Genomic DNA, 21946 nt, shown 5'->3' on the forward strand with positions numbered 1-21946 from the left:
TGACGCCATTCCCAGGGTGGTCACGCGTCCACCGTGCGGACGCCCGTCTCACTCCCCGAGCGCGTACCGCATGGGTTCGAGCTTGGCCTCGGACTCCGCGAGCTCGGCCGCCGGGTCGGAGGCCGCGACGATCCCGCAGCCCGCGAAGAGGCGCACGTGGTGCGGGTCGCCGGAGGACAGCTCGGCCGAGCGCAGCGCGATGCCCCACTCTCCGTCGCCGTCCGCGCCGAACCAGCCGACGGGAGCCGCATAGCGGGCCCGATCCATGCCCTCGATCTCCCGGATGAGGTCGCGTGCCGCGAGGGTCGGCGTCCCGCACACCGCGGCCGAGGGGTGCAGCGCGGCGGCGAGCGCCAGGCTCGTGGGCGCGGGGCCGCCGTCGGTCCCCGACGCGAGGACGCCCGTGACGTCGGACGCCAGGTGCAGCACGTTGGGCAGGTGCAGCACGAACGGCGCGTCGGGGACGTTCATGGACGAGCAGAAGGGCGCGAGCGCGTCGGCGACCGACGCGACCGCGTACTCGTGCTCCTCGAGGTCCTTGGATGAGCGGGCCAGGTGCGCTGCCCGCAGCAGCGAGTCGTCGTCGGCCTCGGCGCCGCCCGAGCGACGGATCGTCCCGGCCAGCACGCGCGAGGTCACGAGCCCCTTCTCGCTGCGCACGAGCAGCTCCGGGGTCGCGCCGACCATGCCGTCGACCGAGAACGTCCAGCACGCGTCGTAGGCCACCGCGAGGCGCCCGAGCATCCAGCGGGGGTCCACGGCGTGCTCGGCGGTCGCGACCACGTCGCGTGCGAGCACGACCTTCTCGAGCTCGCCCCGGCGGATCCGTTCGACGCCCTCGGCGACGACCGCGGTCCAGTCGCCCGCGCTGAGCGAGCCGTCGACCGTGGTCACGCGGCCCGGCCCGACCACGGGCGTGCGGTGCGCCGGGTCGAGGACCGACGCGACGTCGTCGGGCAGGGAGTCGCCCTCCGCGATGCTGGTCACCCACGCCGTGCCGCCCGGCCCGCCCCGACGCCCGACGACGACGCGCGGCACCACGATCGTCCCGCCCGGTCGGGCGTCGCCCGAGGTCCCGGACGCGTCGTCGAACGCGAACGACCCGAACGCGACGAGGCCGCTGCCGGGCAGCGAGACGTCGTCGTGCACGACGGCCGCGCCCAGCACCTCCTGCCACGCGGCCTCGGCGTCCGCGAAGCGGCCCGGCCCCCACGCCTCGAGCCGCAGGGTCTCGCCCCACCCGACGAGGCCGTCGCCACGCCGCACCCAGGCGAGCGGTCGGGCGTCGGGCAGGAGGTCGGTCAGCGCCGTGAGGTCGTCGGGCAGCCCGCCGGGCAGCCGCGTCGTGCGCACGACGAGGCGAGGGACGGCAGGGGACCCGGGGGAGCCGGTGCGGGGAGAGCCTGCCGGGGGAGCGCCGAGGTCGTCGGAGCCCGCCGGGAGGTGGGAGTGCTCAGTCATCGTCTCCAGCGTAGGCGTGAAACGATGGGCGGCATGTCGCGAGCCAGCCTGGACAAGAAGCCCACCGAGGTCGCCTCCATGTTCGACGGGATCGCCCGTCGTTACGACCTCACGAACGACCTCATCTCCCTCGGGCAGGACCGGCGGTGGCGCAAGCACACGGTCGACGCCGTCGCGGCCCTGCCGGGCGAGCGCGTCCTGGACCTCGCGGCCGGGACGGGCACGTCGAGCGAACCGTTCGCGGACGAGGGCGTCGAGGTCGTCCCGTGCGACTTCTCGGTCGGCATGCTCCAGGTCGGCAAGCGCCGTCGCCCCGACATGCCGTTCGTCGCGGGGGACGCCACGGCGCTGCCCTTTGCCGACGCGTCGTTCGACGCCGTCACCATCTCGTTCGGGCTGCGCAACGTCGTGGACACGAGCGCGGCGCTGCGTGAGATGCTGCGCGTGACACGCCCGGGCGGGCGCCTGGTCGTCTGCGAGTTCTCCGAGCCGACGTGGAAGCCGTTCCGCGTGCTGTACACCGACGTCTTCATGCGGATGCTGCCGGTCGTGGCCGGGGCCGTGACCAAGGAGAAGGGCTCGTACGAGTACCTCGTCGAGTCCATCAAGTCCTGGCCCACGCAGCCCGAGCTCGCGCACCTCATGCTCGACGCCGGCTGGGAGGGCGTCGCGTACCGCAACCTCAGCGGTGGCCTCGTCGCGCTGCACCGCGGGATCCGCCCCGCCTGACGCACCAGCACGGAGCGAGGCGGGCCCGACGCACGGACCCGCCTCGCTCCGTCGTGCCCTCCTGCCCCTGCGACCAGGGTGTTCGTCGCTCAAGGAAGGGTTGCCTTGCTACACAATCGCGAGCATGTGTGGCTAGAGTGGCGATGTCCATTGTGAGCGACTTCACAAGGGTCTTTCCGAGGTGTGCCCCAGGGCGGAACGAGGTGAGAACGTGCGTGATCGGACCGACGACGCGGACGTCATCGTCGTGGGCGCAGGCCCCGCCGGTGCCACCGCGGCCCACTACTGCGCGGCCGCCGGCCTGAGCGTCCTCCTCCTCGAGAAGGCCTCCTTCCCCCGCGACAAGATCTGCGGCGACGGCCTCACGCCGCGCGCCGTGGGTGAGCTCGTGCGCATGGGCGTGCCCACGCGCGCCGAGGACGGCTGGATCCGCAACAAGGGACTGCGCGTCGTCGCGAGCGGTCGCCAGTGGGAGCTGCCCTGGCCCGAGCTCAAGGCGTACCCCTCCTACGGCCTCGCCCGCTCCCGCATGAACCTCGACCAGACGCTCGCCGAGCACGCCCAGCGCACGGGGGCCAAGCTCCTCGAACGCACCAGCGTGACCGGGCCGCTCCTCGACGAGCGCACCGGCCGGGTCGTGGGCGTCACGGCCCGCCCCCTCGACGAGAACGGTCGCCGCGCCGGCGACGAGTACGAGCTGCGCGCCCCGGTCGTCATCGCGGCCGACGGCGTCTCGTCCCGCTTCGCGCTCGCGCTCGGCCTCGAGAAGCGCCAGGACCGGCCCATGGGCGTCGCGGTCCGCACCTACTTCACGACCCCCCGTCACGACGACGAGTGGATGGAGTCCCACCTCGAGCTGTGGGACGGCCCGGCCGGGAGGTCGAACCTGCTGCCCGGCTACGGGTGGATCTTCGCGCTCGGCGACGGCACCGCGAACGTCGGGCTCGGCTCGGTCAACTCGACCCCGGCCCGCCAGTCCGCGGCGAACGTGGACTACAAGGACCTGTTCGCCAGGTGGATGGCGAACGCTCCCGCGGAGTGGGAGTTCACCCCGGAGAACCAGCTCGGCCCCGTGCGCGGCGCCGCGCTCCCCATGGGCTTCAACCGCAAGCCGCTCTACTCGCGCGGGGTCGTGCTCGTGGGCGACTCGGGCGGCATGGTCAGCCCGTTCAACGGCGAGGGCATCGCCTACGCCATGCAGGCCGCGCGCGTGGCGGCCGACGTCGTGGCCCAGTCCCGGGCCCGCAGCACCGACGCCGCCCGCGAGCGCACGCTCGCGACCTACCCCGACATCATGCGCCGCGACCTGGGCGGGTACTACACGCTCGGCCGGTACTTCGTGCGGCTCATCGAGCACCCCGAGATCATGCGGCTGTGCACCAGGTACGGCCTGCCTCGACCGCTCGTCATGCGCTTCGTCCTCAAGCTGCTGTCCGACTGTTACGAACCCCGCGGGGGCGACGTCGTCGACCGCGTCATCGCGGGCCTGACGAGGGTGGTGCCATCGGCATGACCGATCCTGGTGCGACGGCAAGGAAGCCGTCATCGCTGTTCACGCAGTCACCACCCAGCCCCTCGGACCCGGGCCGACGCAACGATGCGCGGACGCCCGGCGGCAGCACTCCCGACTTGCCCCAGCGCACCCCCCGGAGAGCAGACCGATGACCAACCCGTACGTGCCCGTCCTCGTCCTGATGGGGATCGGAGCCGTCCTGGCTCTCGGCGGGGTCGCCGCGAGCGCCGTGATCGGCCCCAAGAGGTACAACCGCGCCAAGCTCGACGCGTACGAGTGCGGCATCGAGCCCACGCCGCACGCGGTCGGCGGAGGGCGCTTCCCGATCAAGTACTACCTCGTCGCGATGACCTTCATCATCTTCGACATCGAGGTGGTCTTCCTCTACCCGTGGGCGGTGGACTTCACGGTCCTGGCCACCTTCGGGCTCGTCGCCATGCTGAGCTTCCTCGCCCTGATCACCGTGCCGTTCGTCTACGAATGGCGCCGTGGCGGGTTCGAGTGGGACTAGCCGGAACCAGTTAGGGAGAACGCAGATGGGGATCGAAGAGGCTCCCTCGGGCTTCTTGCTCACGAGCGTGGAGAACCTCGCGGGGTACTTCCGCAAGGCGTCGCTGTGGCCGGTGACGTTCGGCCTGGCGTGCTGCGCCATCGAGATGATGGCGGCCGGCGCGTCGCGCTACGACCTGTCCCGCTTCGGCATGGAGGTCTTCCGGGCCTCGCCGCGGCAGGCCGACCTGATGATCGTCGCGGGTCGCGTGAGCCAGAAGATGGCGCCCGTGGTGCGCCAGGTCTACGACCAGATGTCCGAGCCCAAGTGGGTGCTGTCGATGGGCGTGTGCGCGTCGAGCGGCGGCATGTTCAACAACTACGCGATCGTGCAGGGCGTCGACCACATCGTGCCGGTCGACATCTACCTGCCCGGCTGCCCGCCGCGCCCCGAGATGCTCATCAACGCGATCCTCGCGCTGCACGAGCAGATCCAGGCCGAGCCGCTGGGCGTGAACCGGCGCGAGGCGGCGAAGGCCGCGGAGGCCGCGGCCCTCGAGGCGACCCCCACGTTCCAGATGAAGGGACTGCTGCGGTGACGAGCACCAACGACGGCTCGACGGGCCGGCCCGCGGACGACGTCCAGCGCGAGAAGGTCGCGAAGGGCGACGTCCCCGGCGAGGAGCTCGTGACCGGGCCGGCCACGGGCGGCCGCGAGCCGCTCGAGGTCGTCGAGGTCCGCACGGGCATGTTCGGGGCCAAGGGCTCGGGCGACACCTCGGGGTACGGCGGGCTCGTGCGGCCCGTGGTGCTGCCGGGGCCGAGCGCTCGCCCGTACGGCGGCTGGTTCGACGAGGCCGTCGACGTCCTGGCCGAGGTCCTCGCCGAGGGCGGCGTGCGGTTCGAGGACGCGGTCGAGCAGGTCGTCGTGGACCCTCCGGGGCGCCACGCCGAGCTCACGCTGCACGTGCGCCGCGACCACGTCGTGACGGTCGCCCGCGCGCTGCGCGACGAGCAGGACCTGCGCTTCGAGCTGAGCATGGGCGTGAGCGGCGTGCACTACCCGCACGACGTGGGCCGTGAGCTGCACGCCGTCTACCACCTGACGTCGGTGACCCACGGGCGCAGCCTGCGCCTCGAGGTCTCCGTCCCCGACGCGGACCCGCACATCCCGTCGAGCACGTCGGTCTACCCGTCCAACGACTGGCACGAGCGCGAGACGTGGGACTTCTTCGGGATCGTGTTCGACGGCCACCCGGCCCTCGCCCGCATCGAGATGCCCGACGACTGGCCCGGCCACCCGCAGCGCAAGGACTACCCGCTCGGCGGCATCCCGGTCGAGTACAAGGGCGCCACGGTGCCCCCGCCGGACCAGAGGAGGTCGTACTCGTGAGCACCACCACCCCCCACGCCACGAAGGCGCCGTACGGGGACTTCGACCCGAGCATCCCCAGCTTCGAGGCCTCGGGCGGCGACTGGGCGGACATCGCCAAGAACGCGGTGGAGGCCGCCTCCCTGGGCGAGGAGCGCATCGTCGTCAACATGGGCCCCCAGCACCCGTCCACGCACGGCGTGCTGCGGCTCATGCTCGAGATCGACGGCGAGACGGTGACCGAGGCCCGCTGCGGCGTCGGCTACCTCCACACGGGCATCGAGAAGAACATGGAGTACCGGACGTGGACCCAGGGGGTCACGTTCTGCACCCGCATGGACTACCTCGCCCCCCTCTTCCAGGAGACCGCGTACTGCCTCGCGGTCGAGAAGCTCCTCGGGATCACGGACGACGTGCCCGAGCGTGCGAGCATCATCCGCGTCCTCATGATGGAGCTCAACCGGATCGCGTCGCACCTGGTCTGCCTGGGCACGGGCGGCAACGAGATGGGCGCGACGACCGTCATGACCATCTCCTTCACGGCGCGCGAGGAGATCCTGCGCGTCTTCGAGGCCGTCACGGGCCTGCGCATGAACCACGCGTACGTGCGCCCCGGCGGCGTGGCGCAGGACGTCCCGCCGGACGTCGTCGCCCAGATCCGCAAGGCCGACCCGCTGATCCGCGGCTACCTCGGCCAGCTCGGCGACCTCATGCTGGCCAACCCCATCTTCAAGGGACGCCTCCAGGGCGTCGGGCACCTCAACCTCTCGGGCTGCATGGCGCTCGCGATCACGGGCCCGGTGCTGCGCTCGACCGGCCTGCCGTACGACGTGCGCAAGGCCGCCCCGTACTGCGGCTACGAGACGTACGACTTCGACGTCCCCACCTCGGACGAGGCCGACTGCTACTCGCGCGTCGTGCTGCGCCTCGAGGAGTGCTACCAGTCGTTGCGGATCGTCGAGCAGTGCCTCGAACGCCTCGAGGCCACGGCGGGCCAGCCCGTCATGGTCGCCGACAAGAAGATCGCGTGGCCCGCTCAGCTCGCGGTCGGCGCGGACGGTCAGGGCAACTCGCTCGACCACATCCGCGAGATCATGGGCACCTCGATGGAGGCGCTGATCCACCACTTCAAGCTGGTCACCGAGGGCTTCCGGGTCCCGGTCGGCCAGGTGTTCCAGTCGGTCGAGCACCCTCGCGGCGAGCTGGGCGTGCACCTGGTGTCCGACGGCGGCACGCGCCCCTACCGGGCCCACTTCCGTGATCCTTCGTTCAACAACCTGCAGGCGGTCGCCGTGATGTGCGAGGGCGGCCAGGTCGCCGACGTCGTCGTCGCGGTCGCCTCGCTCGACCCGGTGCTGGGAGGGGTGGACCGATGACGCTCGAGGCCAGGAGGTCCGGATACGACGAGGCGACGTACGCGCGTCTCGCCACGGACACCGCGGCGATCATCGCCCGGTACCCGGAGAAGAGGTCCGCGCTGCTGCCCATGCTGCACCTGGTGCAGTCGGAGGACGGCTACGTCTCGCGCGACGGCATCGCGTTCTGCGCCGAGCAGCTCGGCATCACGGCCGCCGAGGTGTCGGCCGTCGCGACGTTCTACACGCAGTACAAGCGCCACCCCAACGGCACCTACACCGTGGGCGTGTGCACCAACACGCTGTGCGCGATCATGGGCGGCGACGAGATCTTCGACGAGCTCTCGGAGCACCTGGGCGTCGGGCACGACGAGACGACGGGCGACGGGGCGATCACCCTCGAGCGCGTCGAGTGCAACGCGGCGTGCGACTACGCGCCCGTCGTGATGGTCAACTGGGAGTTCTTCGACAACCAGACCCCCGCGGGTGCCACGCAGCTCGCCGACCGCCTCCGGGCTGGAGAGGACGTCGCCCCCACGCGCGGCGCGGCCTCGGTCTGCACGTTCAAGCAGATGAGCCGCGTGCTCGCCGGGTTCTCGGACGGCCGCGCGGACGAGGGCGTCGGGGCCGGCGGCCCCACGCTCGCCGGTCTGCGCCTGGCCCGCGAGCACGACTGGACCGCCCCCGGCGGTGCGGCACCGGAGCAGGCCGACGAGCCTGCCACGGACACGGGTGCGGCGGCCGCGGCGGGCGCCTCCGCCGTCGGGCGTGAGCAGTCCAGCGCCGAGCGCACGCCCACCACGCCCGCCGACGCCACGGGCGAGAAGCCCGACGCCTCGAAGGGGAAGCAGCCGTGAGCGAGAAGACGATCGACCCGCTGACCCCGATCCTCAGCGAGACCTGGGACGCGGACCGCTCCTGGACCCTCGACGCCTACGTCGCCGGCGGCGGCTGGACGGGCCTCGCGAAGGCCCTCGCGCAGCCGCCCGCGGACGTCGTGCAGGTCGTCAAGGACTCGGGCCTGCGCGGCCGAGGCGGCGCCGGGTTCCCCACGGGCATGAAGTGGGGCTTCCTGCCCGCGCCCGACGGCGGCCCCCGCTACCTCGTCGTCAACGCCGACGAGTCCGAGCCGGGGACCTGCAAGGACATCCCGCTCATGCTCGCGAGCCCCCAGCTCCTGATCGAGGGCGTGGCCATCACGTCGTACGCGATCGGGTGCGACCACGCGTTCATCTACGTGCGCGGCGAGGTCCTGCACGTGTACCGCCGCCTGCTGCGGGCCGTCGAGGAGGCCTACGCGGCCGGGTACCTGGGCAAGGACATCCAGGGCTCGGGCTTCGACCTCGACGTCACGGTCCACGCGGGCGCGGGGGCGTACATCTGCGGCGAGGAGACCGCGCTGCTCGACTCGCTCGAGGGCCTGCGCGGCCAGCCGCGACTCAAGCCCCCGTTCCCCGCGGTCGCGGGCCTGTACGCGCGGCCCACCGTGGTCAACAACGTCGAGTCGGTCGCGAGCGTCCCGGCGATCGTCAACGAGGGCGCCGACTGGTTCAAGTCCATGGGCACCGAGCGCTCGGCAGGGCACGGGCTGTTCTCGCTCTCGGGGCACGTGGTCCGTCCGGGACAGTACGAGGCGCCGCTCGGCATCACGCTGCGCGAGCTCCTCGACATGGCCGGCGGGGTCCGCGGCGGCAACCGCCTGAAGTTCTGGACGCCGGGCGGGTCCTCGACGCCCCTGTTCACCGACGCGCACCTCGACACCCCGCTCGACTACGAGTCGGTCGCGGCGGCGGGCTCGATGCTCGGCACGCGCGCGCTGCAGATCTTCGACGAGACCACGTGCGTGGTGCGGGCCGTGAGCCGGTGGATGGACTTCTACGCGCACGAGTCGTGCGGCAAGTGCACCCCGTGCCGCGAGGGCACGTACTGGCTCAAGCAGATCCTGCGCCGCATCGAGACCGGCACGGGCACCGAGGGAGACCTCGACGTCCTGCTCGACACGTGCGACAACATCCTCGGCCGCGCGTTCTGCGCGCTCGGCGACGGTGCCACCTCGCCCGTCACGAGCAGCATCGCGCTGTTCCGCGAGGAGTACGAGGCGCACATCACCGGGCGCGGCTGCCCGTTCGACCCCTCGGCCGCCGCGCTGTTCGACTACACGCCCCGGCGTGCCCCGCAGGCCCTGACGGCAGGAGCGCACTGATGACGACCACGACGCCCGGCCCGTCGAGCGCGGTCGCGGCGGGAGGCGCGAAGCCCCCCGCCCGCCCCGACGACGTGTCGTTCACGATCGACGGCATCGAGATGGCCGTGCCCAAGGGCACCCTGGTCATCCGTGCCGCCGAGCAGGTCGGCATCCAGATCCCGCGGTTCTGCGACCACCCGCTGCTCGCCCCCGCGGGCGCGTGCCGCCAGTGCCTCGTCGAGGTCGCCACCCCCGACCGCGAGGGCAACGTCCGCCCCATGCCCAAGCCGCAGGCCTCGTGCACGCTCGAGGCCACGCCGGGCATGGTCGTCAAGACCCAGCACACCTCCGCGGTCGCCGACAAGGCGCAGCACGGCGTCATGGAGCTCCTGCTCATCAACCACCCGCTCGACTGCCCGGTGTGCGACAAGGGCGGCGAGTGCCCCCTGCAGAACCAGGCCATGAGCAACGGGCGCGCGACGAGCCGCTTCGTCGACGTCAAGCGCACGTTCCCCAAGCCCATCGCGATCTCGACCGAGATCCTGCTCGACCGCGAGCGCTGCGTCCTGTGCCAGCGCTGCACCCGGTTCTCCGCAGAGATCGCGGGCGACGCGTTCATCGACCTGCAGAAGCGCGGCGCGCAGCAGCAGATCGGCCGCTACGACGCGCGCGTCCTGGGGTTCGCGGACGGTGACGCGGAGCCGAGCGCTCCCGCGGCGGCGATGCCCTACGGCGCGCAGGCCGGGTTCGAGGCCCCCGTCGGGGCGGCCCTCGAGGACGAGTCCGGTCGCCCGTTCGCGTCCTACTTCAGCGGCAACACCGTGCAGATCTGCCCGGTCGGGGCCCTCACGGGCGCGGCGTACCGTTTCCGCTCGCGGCCCTTCGACCTGGTCTCCACCCCGGGCGTCGGCGAGCACGACGCGTGCGGCTCCGCGATCCGCGTCGACCACCGCCGCGGCGTCGTGCTGCGGCGCCTGGCGGGCGAGGACCCGCTGGTCAACGAGGAGTGGATCACCGACAAGGACCGCTTCGCGTTCCACTGGCAGGACGCACCGGACCGCCTGACCCACCCGCTCGTGCGCGACCGCGAGGTCGACACCGAGGGCCGTGTCACGCGCGGCGAGCTGCGCCCCGCGAGCTGGGCCGAGGCCCTCGAGGTCGCGGCCGACGGACTGTCTCGGGCCAGCGCGGCGGGCGGCGTCGGGGTGCTCCCCGGCGGTCGCCTGACCGTCGAGGACGCCTACGCGTACGGCAAGTTCGCCCGCGTGGTCCTGGGCACCAACGACGTCGACCACCGCGCCCGCGTGCACTCGGCCGAGGAGGCCGACTTCCTGGCCCACCGCGTCGCGGGCACGGGGCTGGGCGTGACGTTCGACGAGCTCGAGAAGGCTCCCGCCGTGCTCCTCGTGGCCCTCGAGGCGGAGGAGGAGGCGGGCGTCACGTTCCTGCGCCTGCGCAAGGGCGTGCAGAAGCGTGGCCTGCGGGTCTTCTCGATCGCCCCCTTCGCGAGCCGGGGCGTGCAGCGCCTCGACGGCACGCTCCTGCGGGCAGCGCCCGGCACCGAGCCCGAGTGGCTCGACGCGCTCGCCTCGGGCACGCAGACCCTGTTCGGCCATGAGGGCGCCGTGGGCCCCGACGCGCCCGAGTCGGTCGACGAGCCCACCGAGGTCTCGGCCCTGCGCGAAGCGCTCGCACGGCCCGGAGCCGTGGTCCTCGTGGGCGAGCGTCTCGCCGGCGTCCCCGGGGGGTACTCGGCGCTGCTGCGCCTGGTCGAGAGCACGGGAGCACGGCTCGCGTGGGTCCCGCGCCGGGCGGGGGAGCGCGGCGCGGTCGAGGCAGGCACGCTGCCGGGCCTCCTCCCGGGCGGACGCCCCGTGCCCGACGCCGCAGCACGCGTCGACGTGGCCGTCACCTGGGGCGTCGAGCACCTCCCGGAGGCGACCGGACGCGACACGGGGGAGATCCTCGACGCGCTGTCCGTGGGGCAGCTCGGCGGGGTGCTCGTCGGCGGCCTGCACACCGACGACCTGCCCGACCCCGACCACGCGCGCCGCGCGCTGGGCGCCGCAGGCTTCGTCGTGTCCCTCGAGGTCCGTGCCTCGGACGTCACGGCGCTCGCGGACGTGGTCCTGCCCGTGGCCCCGCCGGTCGAGAAGGCCGGGGCGTTCGTGAGCTGGGAGGGCCGCGTGCGGACCTTCCCCGCGGCGCTCGCCACGACCGCGATGCCCGACCACCGCGTCCTGGACGCGCTCGCCGACGCCGCGGGAGTCACGCTCGGGACCCGGACGCTCGACGAGGTCCGGTCCGAGATCGACCAGCTCGGCACCTGGGACGGCGAACGCTCGGCGGCACCCGCCGCCGCGGCCGCCGAGCCGCCCGCAGTCGCGCCGGGCACCGCGGTGCTCGCCGGGTGGCGGCTGCTCCTCGACGCAGGCCGCGGCCAGGACGGCGAGCGGTTCCTCGCCGGCACCGCCAAGCGCCCCGTCGCCCGCCTGTCCGCGACGACCGCCGCTGCGGCCGACCTCTTCGAGGGCGACGTCGTGCGGGTCTCGACCGACCGCGGGTCGATCGAGCTGCCCGTCGTGGTGACCGACATGGTCGAGCACGTCGTGTGGCTCCCGCTCGGCTCGCAGGGGTCGCGGGTCCACCGCGACCTCGGCGTCGCGCCGGGGACGCTCGTGCGGATCGAGCCCGCCGCGCGGTCCACCGTGACCGCACGGTCCACCCAGCCCACCGACGGGGGAGCATCATGACCGGTCTGCTGAACCTGGCCCTGGCCTCCGAGGCGGCCCTGGTCACACAGACTCCGGGAGTACCGGGGATCGCGGCCGACTTCTCGCAGGACAACGGCTGGACCTACCTGGTCAAGGCCGTCCTCATCATCGTGTTCCTGCTCACGAGCGTGCTCATCGCCATCTGGTTCGAGCGCAAGGTCGTGGCCCGCATGCAGGTCCGTCCCGGACCCAACGTGCACGGGCCCTTCGGGCTGCTCCAGTCGCTCGCGGACGCCATGAAGCTGCTGCTCAAGGAGGACCTCACGGTCTCCGCAGCGGACAAGTTCGTGTACATCCTGGCGCCCATGATCGCGGTGTTCTGCTCGTTGCTGACGTTCGCGGTCATCCCCTTCGGGCCGAACGTCACGATCCCGTTCACGGACTACTCGACGCCCGCACAGCTCACCGACTTCCCCGTCGCGGTGCTCTACATCCTGGCGTGCGCCTCGGTGGGCGTGTACGGGATCGTGCTCGGCGGCTGGTCCTCGGGCTCCACCTACCCGCTGCTGGGCGCGGTCCGCTCGACGGCCCAGGTCATCAGTTACGAGCTCGCGATGGGCCTGGCCCTGGTGAGCGTGTTCATCATGGCCGGCTCGATGTCGACCTCGGAGATCGTCGACTCCCAGACGCGCGTCTGGTGGGCGCTCATCCTCATCCCGAGCTTCGTCATCTACATCATCGCGATGATCGGCGAGACGAACCGCCTGCCGTTCGACCTCCCGGAGGCCGAGGGCGAGCTCGTCTCGGGCTACATGACCGAGTACTCGTCCATGAAGTTCGCCTGGTTCTTCCTCGCCGAGTACATCAACATGATCAACGTCTCGGCCGTGGCGACCACGCTCTTCCTGGGCGGGTGGCGCGCCCCCTGGCCGCTGTCCGCGATCAACGACGGCATGTTCAACGAGGGCTGGTGGCCCATCCTCTGGTTCCTCGTCAAGGTCTGGGCCTTCATGTTCGTGTTCGTGTGGGTCCGCGGGACGCTCCTGCGCCTGCGGTACGACCAGTTCATGAAGTTCGGCTGGAAGATCCTCATCCCGGCCGCGCTCGCCTGGATCGTCGTGCTCGCGGTCGTCCAGGGCATGATCCGCTTCGGCGACGTCGACAACCGCACGATCCTCGTCGCTGCCGGTGCGCTGTTCGCCGTCGCGCTGCTCGCGATCTTCCTGTGGCCCGCCCGTGAGGAACCCGGAGGAGGAGCCGGCGACGCCGGGGGAGCGACGCCGTCGGGCACCTCGCCCTACCGCAAGGCGGCCACCGCCTCGCCCGAGCCCTTCGACGCCTTCGCGGGCGGCTTCCCCGTCCCGCCGCTGCCCGGCCAGTCCCTGCCCAGCGCCTCGCGCCGAGCCCGGCGCCTGGTCCCCGAGGGCAGCCCGCCATCCGGCGGGGGCCCCGCAGCTCCCGCCCAGGACGAGGAGGTCCCCCGTGGCTGACTACGAGTCGTTGATCCCCCAGAGGAAGGGGCTCGGCGGGCTGCTCGCGCCCGTCGCCGGATTCGGGGTCACGTTCTCCTCGATGTTCAAGCCGACCGTGACTGAGCAGTACCCGTTCGAGAAGGTGCCGACCAAGCCCCGCTACCACGGTCGCCACCAGCTCAACCGGTACGAGGACGGCCTCGAGAAGTGCATCGGGTGCGAGCTGTGCGCCTGGGCCTGCCCCGCGGACGCGATCTACGTCGAGGGAGCGGACAACTCCGCGCTGCCCGACGGTGCGCACCGCTCGCCCGGCGAGCGCTACGGCAGCGTCTACCAGATCAACTACCTGCGCTGCATCTTCTGCGGGCTGTGCATCGAGGCGTGCCCCACGCGGGCCCTGACGATGACCAACGAGTACGAGCTCACCGGACCGACCCGTGAAGGGCTGATCTGGGAGAAGGAAGACCTGCTCGCGCCGCTGCGCGAGGGCATGCTCGCCGCCCCGCACCCCATGGTGCCCGGGACGACCGACACCGACTACTACCGGGGAGAGGTGACCGGGCCCGTGCCCGAGCAGATCGACTGGGTGCGCGAGCACAGGCCCGACGACCCGACCCTGCCGCCCGTCGAGGACCCCGCCGCCGCACGGCGCCCCGAGGTCCGGAAGGTGGTCCGGTGACCGTCAGCGGGGGAGAGGTCGTCCTGTTCTGGGTCCTCGCCCCGCTCATGGTGCTGGCCGCGCTCGGCCTGCTGTTCGCCCGCAAGGCCGTGCACGCCGCGATCTGCGTCGTGTTCGTCATGATCAGCCTCGCGATCCTCTACATCGCGCAGGAGGCGGCGTTCCTGGGCGTCGTGCAGATCGTGGTCTACACGGGCGCCGTCATGATGCTCTTCCTGTTCGTGCTCATGCTCGTGGGCGTCGACGCGTCGGACTCGCTCGTCGAGACCATCCGCGGCCAGCGCCTCATCGGGGTGCTGCTCGGGCTGGGGCTCGGCTCGGTGCTGGTCGGGGTCATCGCACAGGCGACGTTCCCGCCCTCGGTCGGGCTCACGGCGGCCAACGCCGAGTCCAACCCCGTCGCGCTCGCCCGCATCCTGTTCGCCGACTACGTGTTCGCGCTCGAGGTCGTCGGCATCCTGCTCGTGACCGCGGCGATCGCGGCCCTCGTCCTGACGCACCGGCGCCGGCTCGTGCCGCGCGTCGGGCAGCGGCAGATCTCCGACGCCAAGGTCGCCGCGCTCGCCGAGGGCGGGCTCCTGACCCCGCTGCCGGCGCCGGGCGTCTACGCGCAGAACAACGCGATGGACACCCCCGCGCTCGACCCGCAGGGTCGCCCCATCGAGCACTCGGTCTCGCGCATCCTGCGCATCCGCGGGCAGGAGCGCTCCGCGGGACGGATCCTCGCCAAGGAGCGGGCCGTGCTCGCCGAGCACGAGCCCGAGCTGACGGCCCGGCGCTTCCCCGAGCTCACGGCCGCCACCGACGAGGAGGCCGCCGCGGACCTGTCGGGCGAGGCGCCGGTGCCTGCGGCCGAGCCGGGGGCCTTCCCGACCGACACCACGTCCGGGCCGACCACCGAGCACGGGAAGGAGAGCTGACATGGAGCTGACCAACTACCTGGTGCTCGCCGCGATCCTCTTCGCGATCGGCGCGACGACCGTGCTGCTGCGACGCAACGCGATCATCGTCTTCATGGGCATCGAGCTCATGCTCAACGCCACCAACCTGACGTTCGTGACGTTCGCCCGCATGCACGGTGACCTCCACGGTCAGGTCATCGCCTTCTTCGTGATGGTGGTGGCCGCGGCCGAGGTCGTCGTGGGGCTCGCGATCATCGTGGCCATCTTCCGTACCCGCCGCTCGGCCTCGGTCGACGACGTCAACCTGCTGAAGAACTGAGAGGGCAGGCATGCCAACGGTGACTCTGCTTCCAGCCCTCGCGCACGTCGTGCCGGCCGCGCTGCCGACCCAGGAGATCGTCCCGGCCTCGACCGTCGTGCCCGGGCCGTTCCTGCTGGCCCCGCTGCTGATCCTGCTGCCGCTCCTGGGGGCCGCGGTCCTGCTGCTCGCGGGACGGCGCAGCGACCGGTGGGGCGCGTGGTTCGGGGTGCTCATGTCGGGCGGCGCGTTCGTCGTCGCGCTGGTGGTGTTCTTCTCGATGCTGGGCCTGCCCGCCGACGAGCGGGTGGTCGACCACCGGCTCTTCGACTGGATCGCTGCAGGCGGGCTCGACGTGGGCGTGGGCCTGCGGCTCGACCCGCTGTCCATGACGTTCGTGCTGCTCGTGACGTTCGTCGGCACGCTCATCCACGTCTACGCGGTCGCGTACATGGAGCACGACAAGGACAAGCGCCGGTTCTTCGCGTACCTCAACCTGTTCGTCGCGGCCATGCTGGTCCTGGTCCTCGCGGACTCCTACCTCGTGCTGTTCGTCGGCTGGGAGGGCGTGGGCCTGGCCTCGTACCTGCTGATCGGGTTCTGGAACCACGAGCGGGCCAACGCGGTGGCCGCCAAGAAGGCGTTCATCATGAACCGCGTGGGCGACCTCGGCCTGATCGTCGCGCTCATGCTCATGTTCGCGGGCTTCGGCGCGGTGGACTTCGCGACGGTCTTCGCCGACGCCCCGGAGGCGGGCACGGCGCTGCTGACCGCGATCGCCCTCGCGCTCCTGGTCGCCGCGTGCGGCAAGTCGGCGCAGTTCCCGCTCCAGGCGTGGCTCGGTGACGCCATGGCGGGCCCCACGCCCGTCTCGGCGCTCATCCACGCGGCCACCATGGTCACCGCGGGCGTCTACCTGGTCGTGCGCTCGGCGCCGATCTTCGACGGAGCCCCGACGGCGCAGCTCGTCGTGGTCCTCGTCGGCGCGGTCACGCTCCTGTTCGGGGCGATCGTCGGCTGCGCCAAGGACGACATCAAGAAGGTCCTGGCGGCCTCGACGATGTCGCAGATCGGCTACATGATGCTCGCGGCCGGGCTGGGACCGATCGGGTACGCGTTCGCGATCTTCCACCTCGTGACGCACGGCTTCTTCAAGGCAGGCATGTTCCTCGGGGCGGGCTCGGTCATGCACGGCATGGACGACGGGGTCGACATGCGCCGCTTCGGCGCACTGTCGAGGTACATGAAGGTCACCTGGGTCACGTTCGGCCTGGGCTGGCTCGCGATCCTCGGGATCCCGCCGTTCTCCGGGTTCTGGTCCAAGGACAAGATCATCGAGGCGGCGTTCGTGCCGATCGACGGCCAGGAGTGGCGCGCGTGGGTCTTCGGCGGCGTCGCGCTGCTGGGAGCGGGCATCACGGCGTTCTACATGTCGCGCCTGTTCTTCATGACCTTCCACGGGCACAAGCGCTGGAACGACGGGTCGGGCAACCCCACGGGGCCTCTCTCGACCGACGGCCCCGTGCAGCACCCGCACGAGTCGCCCGCGCTCATGACGGCGCCCATGATCGTCCTCGCGGTCGGTTCGGTGGCACTGGGCGGGCTGCTCGCGATCGGCGACGTGTTCGTCGACTGGCTCTCGCCCGTCACGGGCCATGCCGAGCACGCCGAACCGGTGCTGCCGGTGTGGTCGCTCATCACGCTGACGCTGGTCCTCGTCCTGCTGGGCGTGCTCCTGGCCTGGCGTCAGTTCGCGGTGTCCCGTGTCCCGATCGTCCCGCCGCACGGTTCGGTCCTGACCCGCGCGGCCCGCAAGGACCTCTATCAGGACCAGGTCAACGAGGCCGTGTTCATGCGGCCCGGGCAGTACCTCACGCGGTCCCTCGTCTACGGGGACCGGCAGATGGTCGACGGCGGCTGGATGGGTCTTGCCGGCCTCGTCGGCGCGACAGGGGAGAAGTTGCGCGGCATGCAGAACGGATTCGTCAGGTCGTACGCGGCGACGATGCTCGCCGGCCTGATCGTGATCGTCGCGGTGGTCCTCGCCGTGACCACCGGAACAGGGAGCTGAGGGACCGATGACCACCGAGATTCCCTGGCTGACTCTCCTGATCGTCCTGCCGCTCGTCGGCGCGGCCGCCGTCTGGGGGCTGGGCGCCACGTCGGCGCGCAAGCACCTGCGGACCGTGGCGGTCGTGTTCGGCCTCGCCGAGCTCGTGCTCCTGGGCCTCGCGATCAGCGCGTTCGACACCGCCGACGCGGGCACGTACCAGCTCACCGAGACGCACGCGTGGATCCCGCAGCTCGGCGTGAGCTACGCGGTGGGGGCCGACGGTGTCGCGCTCCTGCTGGTCGGGCTGGCGGTCCTTCTCGTCCCGCTCGTGATCCTGGCGGCGTGGCGCGAGCAGGACGGCGACCTCGCGAAGCTCCGCCACTACCTGGGACTCGTGCTGCTGCTCGAGGCGTTCATGGTCGCAGTCTTCGTGGCCCGCGACGTGTTCTTCTTCTACGTGCTGTTCGAGGCCATGCTGATCCCGGTCTACTTCATGATCGGCGGGTTCGGGGGCGGGGCGCAGCGGCGCTACGCGGCCGTGAAGTTCCTGCTGTTCTCGCTCGCGGGCGGGCTCGTCATGCTCGTCGCGGTCATCGCCCTGTACCTCAACGGGCCGGGCGGTGAGCAGGGCTTCCTGACGCAGAACCTGGTCGACCACCTCGCCGCGAACCCGCTGGCGGTGAGCACCGAGAGGCTGCTCTTCCTGGGGTTCTTCCTGGCCTTCGCGATCAAGGCGCCGCTGTTCCCGGTCCACACCTGGCTGCCCGACGCCGCCGAGCACGCCCCCGCGGGCACCTCGACGCTGCTCGTGGGCGTCCTGGACAAGGTGGGCACGTTCGGCATGCTGACGCTGTGCCTGCCGCTCTTCCCGAACGCGAGCCAGTGGGCGGCGCCCGTGGTCGTGGTGCTCGCGGTCGTCTCGATCCTGTACGGCGCGCTCATGGCGATCGGTCAGAGCGACATCATGCGGCTCATCGCCTACACCTCGGTGTCGCACTTCGGCTTCATCGTCCTCGGGATCTTCTCGTTCACGTCGCTGAGCGTCTCCGGTGCCTCGTTCTACATGTTCAACCACGGGATCTCGACCGGGGCGCTGTTCCTGCTCGCCGGGTTCCTGGTCGCGCGGCACCCCGCACGCTCGCAGCGCCTGGCCGACTACGGCGGGCTCCAGCGGGTCACGCCGGTCCTCGCGGGCACGTTCCTCGTGGCGGGTCTCTCGGCCCTGTCCCTGCCCGGTCTCTCGACGTTCGTCTCGGAGATCATGGTGCTCGTGGGGACGTTCTCCCGCAGCCACCCGGCAGCTCTCGTGGCGGTCCTGGGCGTGGTGCTCGCGGCCCTGTACGTCCTGCTGACCTACCAGAAGGTCTTCACGGGCAAGACCCCGCAGGACCTCCTGGGTACCCCGGACCTCGGGGCGCGCGAGAAGTGGGTCGTCGCACCCCTGGTCGTTGCCCTGCTCGTCCTCGGCTTCTACCCGGCCCCGGCGCTCGACCTCGTGCGCGAGCCCGCGGACGCGACCATGACGGCCGTGGGCGTCGAGAACCCGCCCACAACCCCTGATCTCCTCAGCGTTGAAGGGAGCGACTCGTGACCACCGCAGCCGCCTTCGTGGCCCCCGTGATCGAGTGGGCCTACCTCGTCCCGGTCATCGTCGTGCTGGGTGCGGGCGTCGTCGGGGTGCTCGTCGAGGCCTTCGTGCCCGACCGCGCCCGCCGGGTGGTGCAGGTCGTGCTCGCGCTCGCCGCGCTCGCCGGGGCGCTCACGTCGATCGTCCTGCTCTGGCCCGACGTGCTCGAGCAGAGCGGTGTGAGGGTGCTCGGCGGCTCGCTCGTGGTGGACCCGTTCGGGCTGGCCGTGCAGGGGATCGTCGTGGTCCTCGCGCTCCTGGCGACGCTCGTGATCGCCGATCGCACCTCGACCAAGCAGGACGCGTTCGCTCCCACGGCCGCGGCCGTGCCGGGCTCGGCGTACGAGGACCTCGCGCGGCGGCGCGGTCTGGAGCAGACCGAGGTGTTCCCGCTCGTGCTCTTCGCGGTCGGCGGCATGATGATCTTCCCCGCCACGGGCGACCTGCTGACGATGTTCGTCGCGCTCGAGGTGCTCTCGCTCCCGCTGTACGTGCTCACGGCGCTCGCGCGGCGCCGTCGGCTCCTGTCGCAGGAGGCGTCGTTCAAGTACTTCCTGCTGGGGGCCTTCGCGTCGGCGATCTTCATCTTCGGGGTCGCGCTGGTCTACGGCTTCGCCGGTTCGGTGCGGCTCGCGGACGTGCGTGGCGCCCTCCTGGAGGGCGGCGGTCTCGACGGCATGACGAGCCTCGTGCTGCTCGGCCTCGTCATGGTGCTCGCCGGGCTGCTGTTCAAGGTGGGGGCCGCGCCGTTCCACTCGTGGACCCCTGACGTCTACCAGGGCGCCCCCACGCCTGTCACGGGCTTCATGGCGGCCTGCACCAAGGCCGCGGCCTTCGGGGCGCTCCTGCGCGTGCTGTACGTCGTCGGCTCGGCGCTGCCGCCCGACCTCCAGGAGAAGCTCGTGGTCGCGCTGTGGGTCGTCGCGATCCTCACGATGATCGTCGGGACCGTGATCGGTGTCATCCAGACCGACATGAAGCGCCTGCTCGCGTACTCGTCGATCGCGCACGCGGGCTTCCTGGTCGTGGCGCTCGTCGGGTTCGGCGAGCTGAGCGGGTTCGGCGTGCGCGCGCTGCTGTTCTACCTGCTGGCGTACGGCCTGGCGACCGTGGGAGCGTTCGCGGTCGTGACGCTCGTGCGAGAGCGCGCCCCGCAGCCCGTCGTGGTCCCCGCCGAGGCGGAGCTCGCGACGGTCGGCGCGGTGCCGGGCGCCGCGGCAGCCGGGTCCGCGGGGACGTCCACCACCTCGCCCGACGGCGGAGCGGTCCTGGGCGAGGCCACGCACCTCACGGAGTGGGCCGGGCTGGGCAGGCGGAGCCCGTGGCTCGCGGGCGCGTTCGCGCTCTTCCTGCTGTCGATGGCCGGGATCCCGCTCACGGCGGGGTTCATCGCCAAGTTCACGGCGTTCCAGTCGGCCGTCGCGGTGGGCGCCTGGCCGCTCGCCCTGATCGGTGTGATCGCCTCGGCCGTCGCGGTCTTCTTCTACGTGCGGGTCATCGTGCTGATGTTCTTCACGCCCTCGCCGCGGGCTGCGTCGGACGCCGTCACGGAGCCCGGTGCAGCCGCACCGCGCGCGGACCAGGACGGCGAGCAGGTCGTCGAGGCGACAGGGGCCACAGGCGGACAGGCCCGCTCCGTGGCCGCGTTCGCGAGCCGTGTCACGGTCGTCCGGTCGGAGGGATTCACCACGATCGCCATCACGATCTGTGTGATCGGCGTCATCCTTCTCGGCGTTTTGCCGTCTTCGGTTCTCGATCTGGCCTTCGAGGCGGCTAAGTTCAGACCGTGACCACTGTGCCACCCGTCTCCACGACGGCGATCCCCCTGACCGATCCGGAGCTCGCCGCGACGCTCACCGCACGCCTCACGACCGTCGAGGCGAGGCTGAGCGACGCCGTCGCGCACTCCGACGGGCTCGCGGACTCCGCGTCCCGCCACCTCGTCAACGCCGGCGGCAAGCGCCTGCGCCCGCTCCTCGCGCTGCTGTGCGCGGAGCTGGGCGACGGCGCCAGGCCGGAGGTGGTGGAGGCGGCCGTCGTCGTCGAGCTCACCCACCTGGCCTCGCTCTACCACGACGACGTCATGGACTCCGCGCCCGTGCGCCGCGGTGCTCCGTCGGCGCACGCCGTGTGGGGCAACTCGGTCGCGATCCTCATCGGAGACCTGCTCTTCGCCCGTGCGGCGTCGACGGTCGCGGCGCTGGGGCCCGAGGCCGTCCTCATCCAGGCGCGTACCTTCGAGCGGCTGTGCCTCGGCCAGCTCCACGAGACGACAGGCCCCTCGGAGTCCGACGACCCGGTCGAGCACTACCTGGGCGTCCTCGCGGACAAGACCGCTTCGCTGCTCGCGACCTCGGCCCGGCTCGGCGCGATGTTCGGCGGTTGCGACCAGGCCGTCGTCGAGGTCGTCGCCGAGTACGGCGAGAAGCTCGGTGTCGCCTTCCAGCTCGCCGACGACGTGCTCGACCTCGCCTCCTCGGGCGCCGAGTCCGGCAAGACCCCGGGCACGGACCTGCGGGAGAAGGTGCCGACCATGCCGGCGCTGCTGCTGCGCGCACGCGTCGCGGCAGGGACGGGGACCGCGGCCGACGCCGCTCTCGTCGACCTCCTGGACTCGGATCTCTCGGGGGACGAGGAGCTCGCTGCCGCGGTCGCCGCGCTGCGGGCCCACGAGGTCCTCGGGGAGACCCGGGCGCTGGCCGTCGGGTGGGCCCGCGCGGCGATCGACGAGCTCGAGCCCCTGCCGGCCGGACCGGTCAAGGAGGCGCTCGTCGCGTTCGCCCAGGCACTGGCGGACCGCGCGGCCTGAGACCTCTCGCCACCGCAGCAGCACGAACCCCTGACTGGGGGCGGTGCGCACGACCCACGGGTCCTGCGCACCGCCCTCGGTCGTGGTGCGCGGGCGGTGGGCGGGCGGCCGGTGGCCGAGTGGGGTGCAAGGCCGTCGGCACCGTCTCGGCTCGTGGACGTGGGCCGGACCTCCCGGGGCCCCGGCGCGACGTCCGGCGGCGCGACGTCGGGCGCTGCCGCCTGCGGAGATGCCCAGGGAAATCTACTGCCAGTTGAGAACTGGGCAGTTCTCCCCATCCAGTGGATG

18 protein-coding genes are annotated in these 21946 nt (G+C 71.9%); 17 read left to right on the plus strand and 1 reads right to left on the minus strand.

Features of this window, described 5'->3' with window-relative positions:
- Nucleotides 1–48 precede the first annotated feature (48 nt).
- The gene (locus tag ACZDYF_RS18010) at nucleotides 49–1461 is read right to left on the minus strand and encodes an isochorismate synthase (RefSeq protein ID WP_204807875.1); all 1413 of its coding nucleotides are present in this window, start codon (nucleotides 1459–1461) and stop codon (nucleotides 49–51) included.
- A gap of 33 nt (nucleotides 1462–1494) precedes the next feature.
- On the opposite strand from ACZDYF_RS18010, the gene ACZDYF_RS18015 reads away from it, so the two are divergent.
- The 17 genes from ACZDYF_RS18015 to ACZDYF_RS18095 all read left to right on the plus strand — a co-directional run bounded on the left by ACZDYF_RS18015 (nucleotide 1495) and on the right by ACZDYF_RS18095 (nucleotide 21658).
- Complete coding sequence (locus ACZDYF_RS18015) at nucleotides 1495–2190, plus strand: demethylmenaquinone methyltransferase (protein WP_191791731.1); 696 nt, start codon at nucleotides 1495–1497, stop codon at nucleotides 2188–2190.
- A 211-nt stretch (nucleotides 2191–2401) separates the two neighbouring features.
- Nucleotides 2402–3703 carry a geranylgeranyl reductase family protein gene (locus ACZDYF_RS18020; protein WP_475060757.1) on the plus strand — a complete coding sequence of 434 codons (1302 nt, stop codon included), beginning with the start codon at nucleotides 2402–2404 and terminating at the stop codon, nucleotides 3701–3703.
- 148 nt (nucleotides 3704–3851) lie between these two features.
- Nucleotides 3852–4214 carry an NADH-quinone oxidoreductase subunit A gene (locus tag ACZDYF_RS18025; protein ID WP_030152013.1) on the plus strand — a complete coding sequence of 121 codons (363 nt, stop codon included), beginning with the start codon at nucleotides 3852–3854 and terminating at the stop codon, nucleotides 4212–4214.
- Between the two features lie 25 nt (nucleotides 4215–4239).
- On the plus strand, nucleotides 4240–4791 hold the full coding sequence (locus ACZDYF_RS18030) for a NuoB/complex I 20 kDa subunit family protein (RefSeq protein WP_191791733.1): 552 nt from the start codon (nucleotides 4240–4242) through the stop codon (nucleotides 4789–4791).
- Nucleotides 4792–4880: 89 nt separating this feature from the next.
- Nucleotides 4881–5585, plus strand: a complete 705-nt coding sequence (locus ACZDYF_RS18035; protein ID WP_318243805.1) for an NADH-quinone oxidoreductase subunit C — start codon at nucleotides 4881–4883, stop codon at nucleotides 5583–5585.
- Nucleotides 5582–6940, plus strand: coding sequence for an NADH-quinone oxidoreductase subunit D (locus ACZDYF_RS18040; protein WP_475060762.1), 1359 nt, complete (start codon nucleotides 5582–5584; stop codon nucleotides 6938–6940). Before ACZDYF_RS18035 ends, ACZDYF_RS18040 begins: the two co-directional genes overlap by 4 nt.
- Nucleotides 6937–7776 carry an NADH-quinone oxidoreductase subunit NuoE gene (gene nuoE, locus ACZDYF_RS18045; RefSeq protein ID WP_475060766.1) on the plus strand — a complete coding sequence of 280 codons (840 nt, stop codon included), beginning with the start codon at nucleotides 6937–6939 and terminating at the stop codon, nucleotides 7774–7776. Before ACZDYF_RS18040 ends, nuoE begins: the two co-directional genes overlap by 4 nt.
- Before the next feature lie 11 nt (nucleotides 7777–7787).
- Nucleotides 7788–9122, plus strand: a complete 1335-nt coding sequence (gene nuoF, locus ACZDYF_RS18050; RefSeq protein ID WP_191791772.1) for an NADH-quinone oxidoreductase subunit NuoF — start codon at nucleotides 7788–7790, stop codon at nucleotides 9120–9122.
- A complete protein-coding gene (locus tag ACZDYF_RS18055) occupies nucleotides 9122–11857 on the plus strand; it encodes an NADH-quinone oxidoreductase subunit G (protein ID WP_475060769.1) in 2736 nt (911 codons plus the stop codon). The genes nuoF and ACZDYF_RS18055 overlap by 1 nt, the downstream gene beginning before the upstream one ends.
- On the plus strand, nucleotides 11854–13308 hold the full coding sequence (gene nuoH, locus ACZDYF_RS18060; protein ID WP_475060772.1) for an NADH-quinone oxidoreductase subunit NuoH: 1455 nt from the start codon (nucleotides 11854–11856) through the stop codon (nucleotides 13306–13308). The genes ACZDYF_RS18055 and nuoH overlap by 4 nt, the downstream gene beginning before the upstream one ends.
- On the plus strand, nucleotides 13301–13969 hold the full coding sequence (nuoI, locus tag ACZDYF_RS18065) for an NADH-quinone oxidoreductase subunit NuoI (protein WP_051703076.1): 669 nt from the start codon (nucleotides 13301–13303) through the stop codon (nucleotides 13967–13969). The genes nuoH and nuoI overlap by 8 nt, the downstream gene beginning before the upstream one ends.
- Before the next feature lie 47 nt (nucleotides 13970–14016).
- Nucleotides 14017–14889: an NADH-quinone oxidoreductase subunit J gene (locus ACZDYF_RS18070; protein WP_475060876.1), complete on the plus strand. Its 873-nt coding sequence runs from the start codon at nucleotides 14017–14019 to the stop codon at nucleotides 14887–14889.
- Nucleotide 14890: 1 nt separating this feature from the next.
- Nucleotides 14891–15190: an NADH-quinone oxidoreductase subunit NuoK gene (gene nuoK, locus ACZDYF_RS18075; RefSeq protein ID WP_138825647.1), complete on the plus strand. Its 300-nt coding sequence runs from the start codon at nucleotides 14891–14893 to the stop codon at nucleotides 15188–15190.
- A gap of 10 nt (nucleotides 15191–15200) precedes the next feature.
- Nucleotides 15201–17240 (plus strand): NADH-quinone oxidoreductase subunit L, encoded by a 2040-nt coding sequence (gene nuoL / locus ACZDYF_RS18080; RefSeq protein WP_400274474.1) that lies wholly within the window; start codon nucleotides 15201–15203, stop codon nucleotides 17238–17240.
- Between the two features lie 7 nt (nucleotides 17241–17247).
- Nucleotides 17248–18813 (plus strand): NADH-quinone oxidoreductase subunit M, encoded by a 1566-nt coding sequence (locus ACZDYF_RS18085; RefSeq protein ID WP_475060780.1) that lies wholly within the window; start codon nucleotides 17248–17250, stop codon nucleotides 18811–18813.
- Nucleotides 18810–20639: an NADH-quinone oxidoreductase subunit NuoN gene (nuoN, locus tag ACZDYF_RS18090; RefSeq protein ID WP_475060784.1), complete on the plus strand. Its 1830-nt coding sequence runs from the start codon at nucleotides 18810–18812 to the stop codon at nucleotides 20637–20639. Before ACZDYF_RS18085 ends, nuoN begins: the two co-directional genes overlap by 4 nt.
- Entirely contained in the window at nucleotides 20636–21658 is a 1023-nt protein-coding gene (locus ACZDYF_RS18095; RefSeq protein ID WP_307823980.1) for a polyprenyl synthetase family protein, read from the plus strand. Before nuoN ends, ACZDYF_RS18095 begins: the two co-directional genes overlap by 4 nt.
- Nucleotides 21659–21946: the final 288 nt, after the last annotated feature.

Source organism: Oerskovia sp. PE-21s, assembly GCF_056158145.1.

What these genes read in the sequence shown, in the direction of transcription:
- nuoL (WP_400274474.1), top strand. Translation starts at nt 15,201, where the DNA reads ATGCCAACGGTGACTCTGCTTCCAGCCCTCGCGCACGTCGTGCCGGCC.
- ACZDYF_RS18070 (WP_475060876.1), top strand. Translation starts at nt 14,017, where the DNA reads ATGGTGCTGGCCGCGCTCGGCCTGCTGTTCGCCCGCAAGGCCGTGCAC.
- ACZDYF_RS18025 (WP_030152013.1), top strand. Translation starts at nt 3,852, where the DNA reads ATGACCAACCCGTACGTGCCCGTCCTCGTCCTGATGGGGATCGGAGCC.
- ACZDYF_RS18015 (WP_191791731.1), top strand. Translation starts at nt 1,495, where the DNA reads ATGTCGCGAGCCAGCCTGGACAAGAAGCCCACCGAGGTCGCCTCCATG.
- ACZDYF_RS18085 (WP_475060780.1), top strand. Translation starts at nt 17,248, where the DNA reads ATGACCACCGAGATTCCCTGGCTGACTCTCCTGATCGTCCTGCCGCTC.
- nuoE (WP_475060766.1), top strand. Translation starts at nt 6,937, where the DNA reads ATGACGCTCGAGGCCAGGAGGTCCGGATACGACGAGGCGACGTACGCG.
- ACZDYF_RS18030 (WP_191791733.1), top strand. Translation starts at nt 4,240, where the DNA reads ATGGGGATCGAAGAGGCTCCCTCGGGCTTCTTGCTCACGAGCGTGGAG.
- ACZDYF_RS18010 (WP_204807875.1), bottom strand. Translation starts at nt 1,461, where the DNA reads ATGACTGAGCACTCCCACCTCCCGGCGGGCTCCGACGACCTCGGCGCT.
- nuoK (WP_138825647.1), top strand. Translation starts at nt 14,891, where the DNA reads ATGGAGCTGACCAACTACCTGGTGCTCGCCGCGATCCTCTTCGCGATC.
- ACZDYF_RS18055 (WP_475060769.1), top strand. Translation starts at nt 9,122, where the DNA reads ATGACGACCACGACGCCCGGCCCGTCGAGCGCGGTCGCGGCGGGAGGC.
- nuoH (WP_475060772.1), top strand. Translation starts at nt 11,854, where the DNA reads ATGACCGGTCTGCTGAACCTGGCCCTGGCCTCCGAGGCGGCCCTGGTC.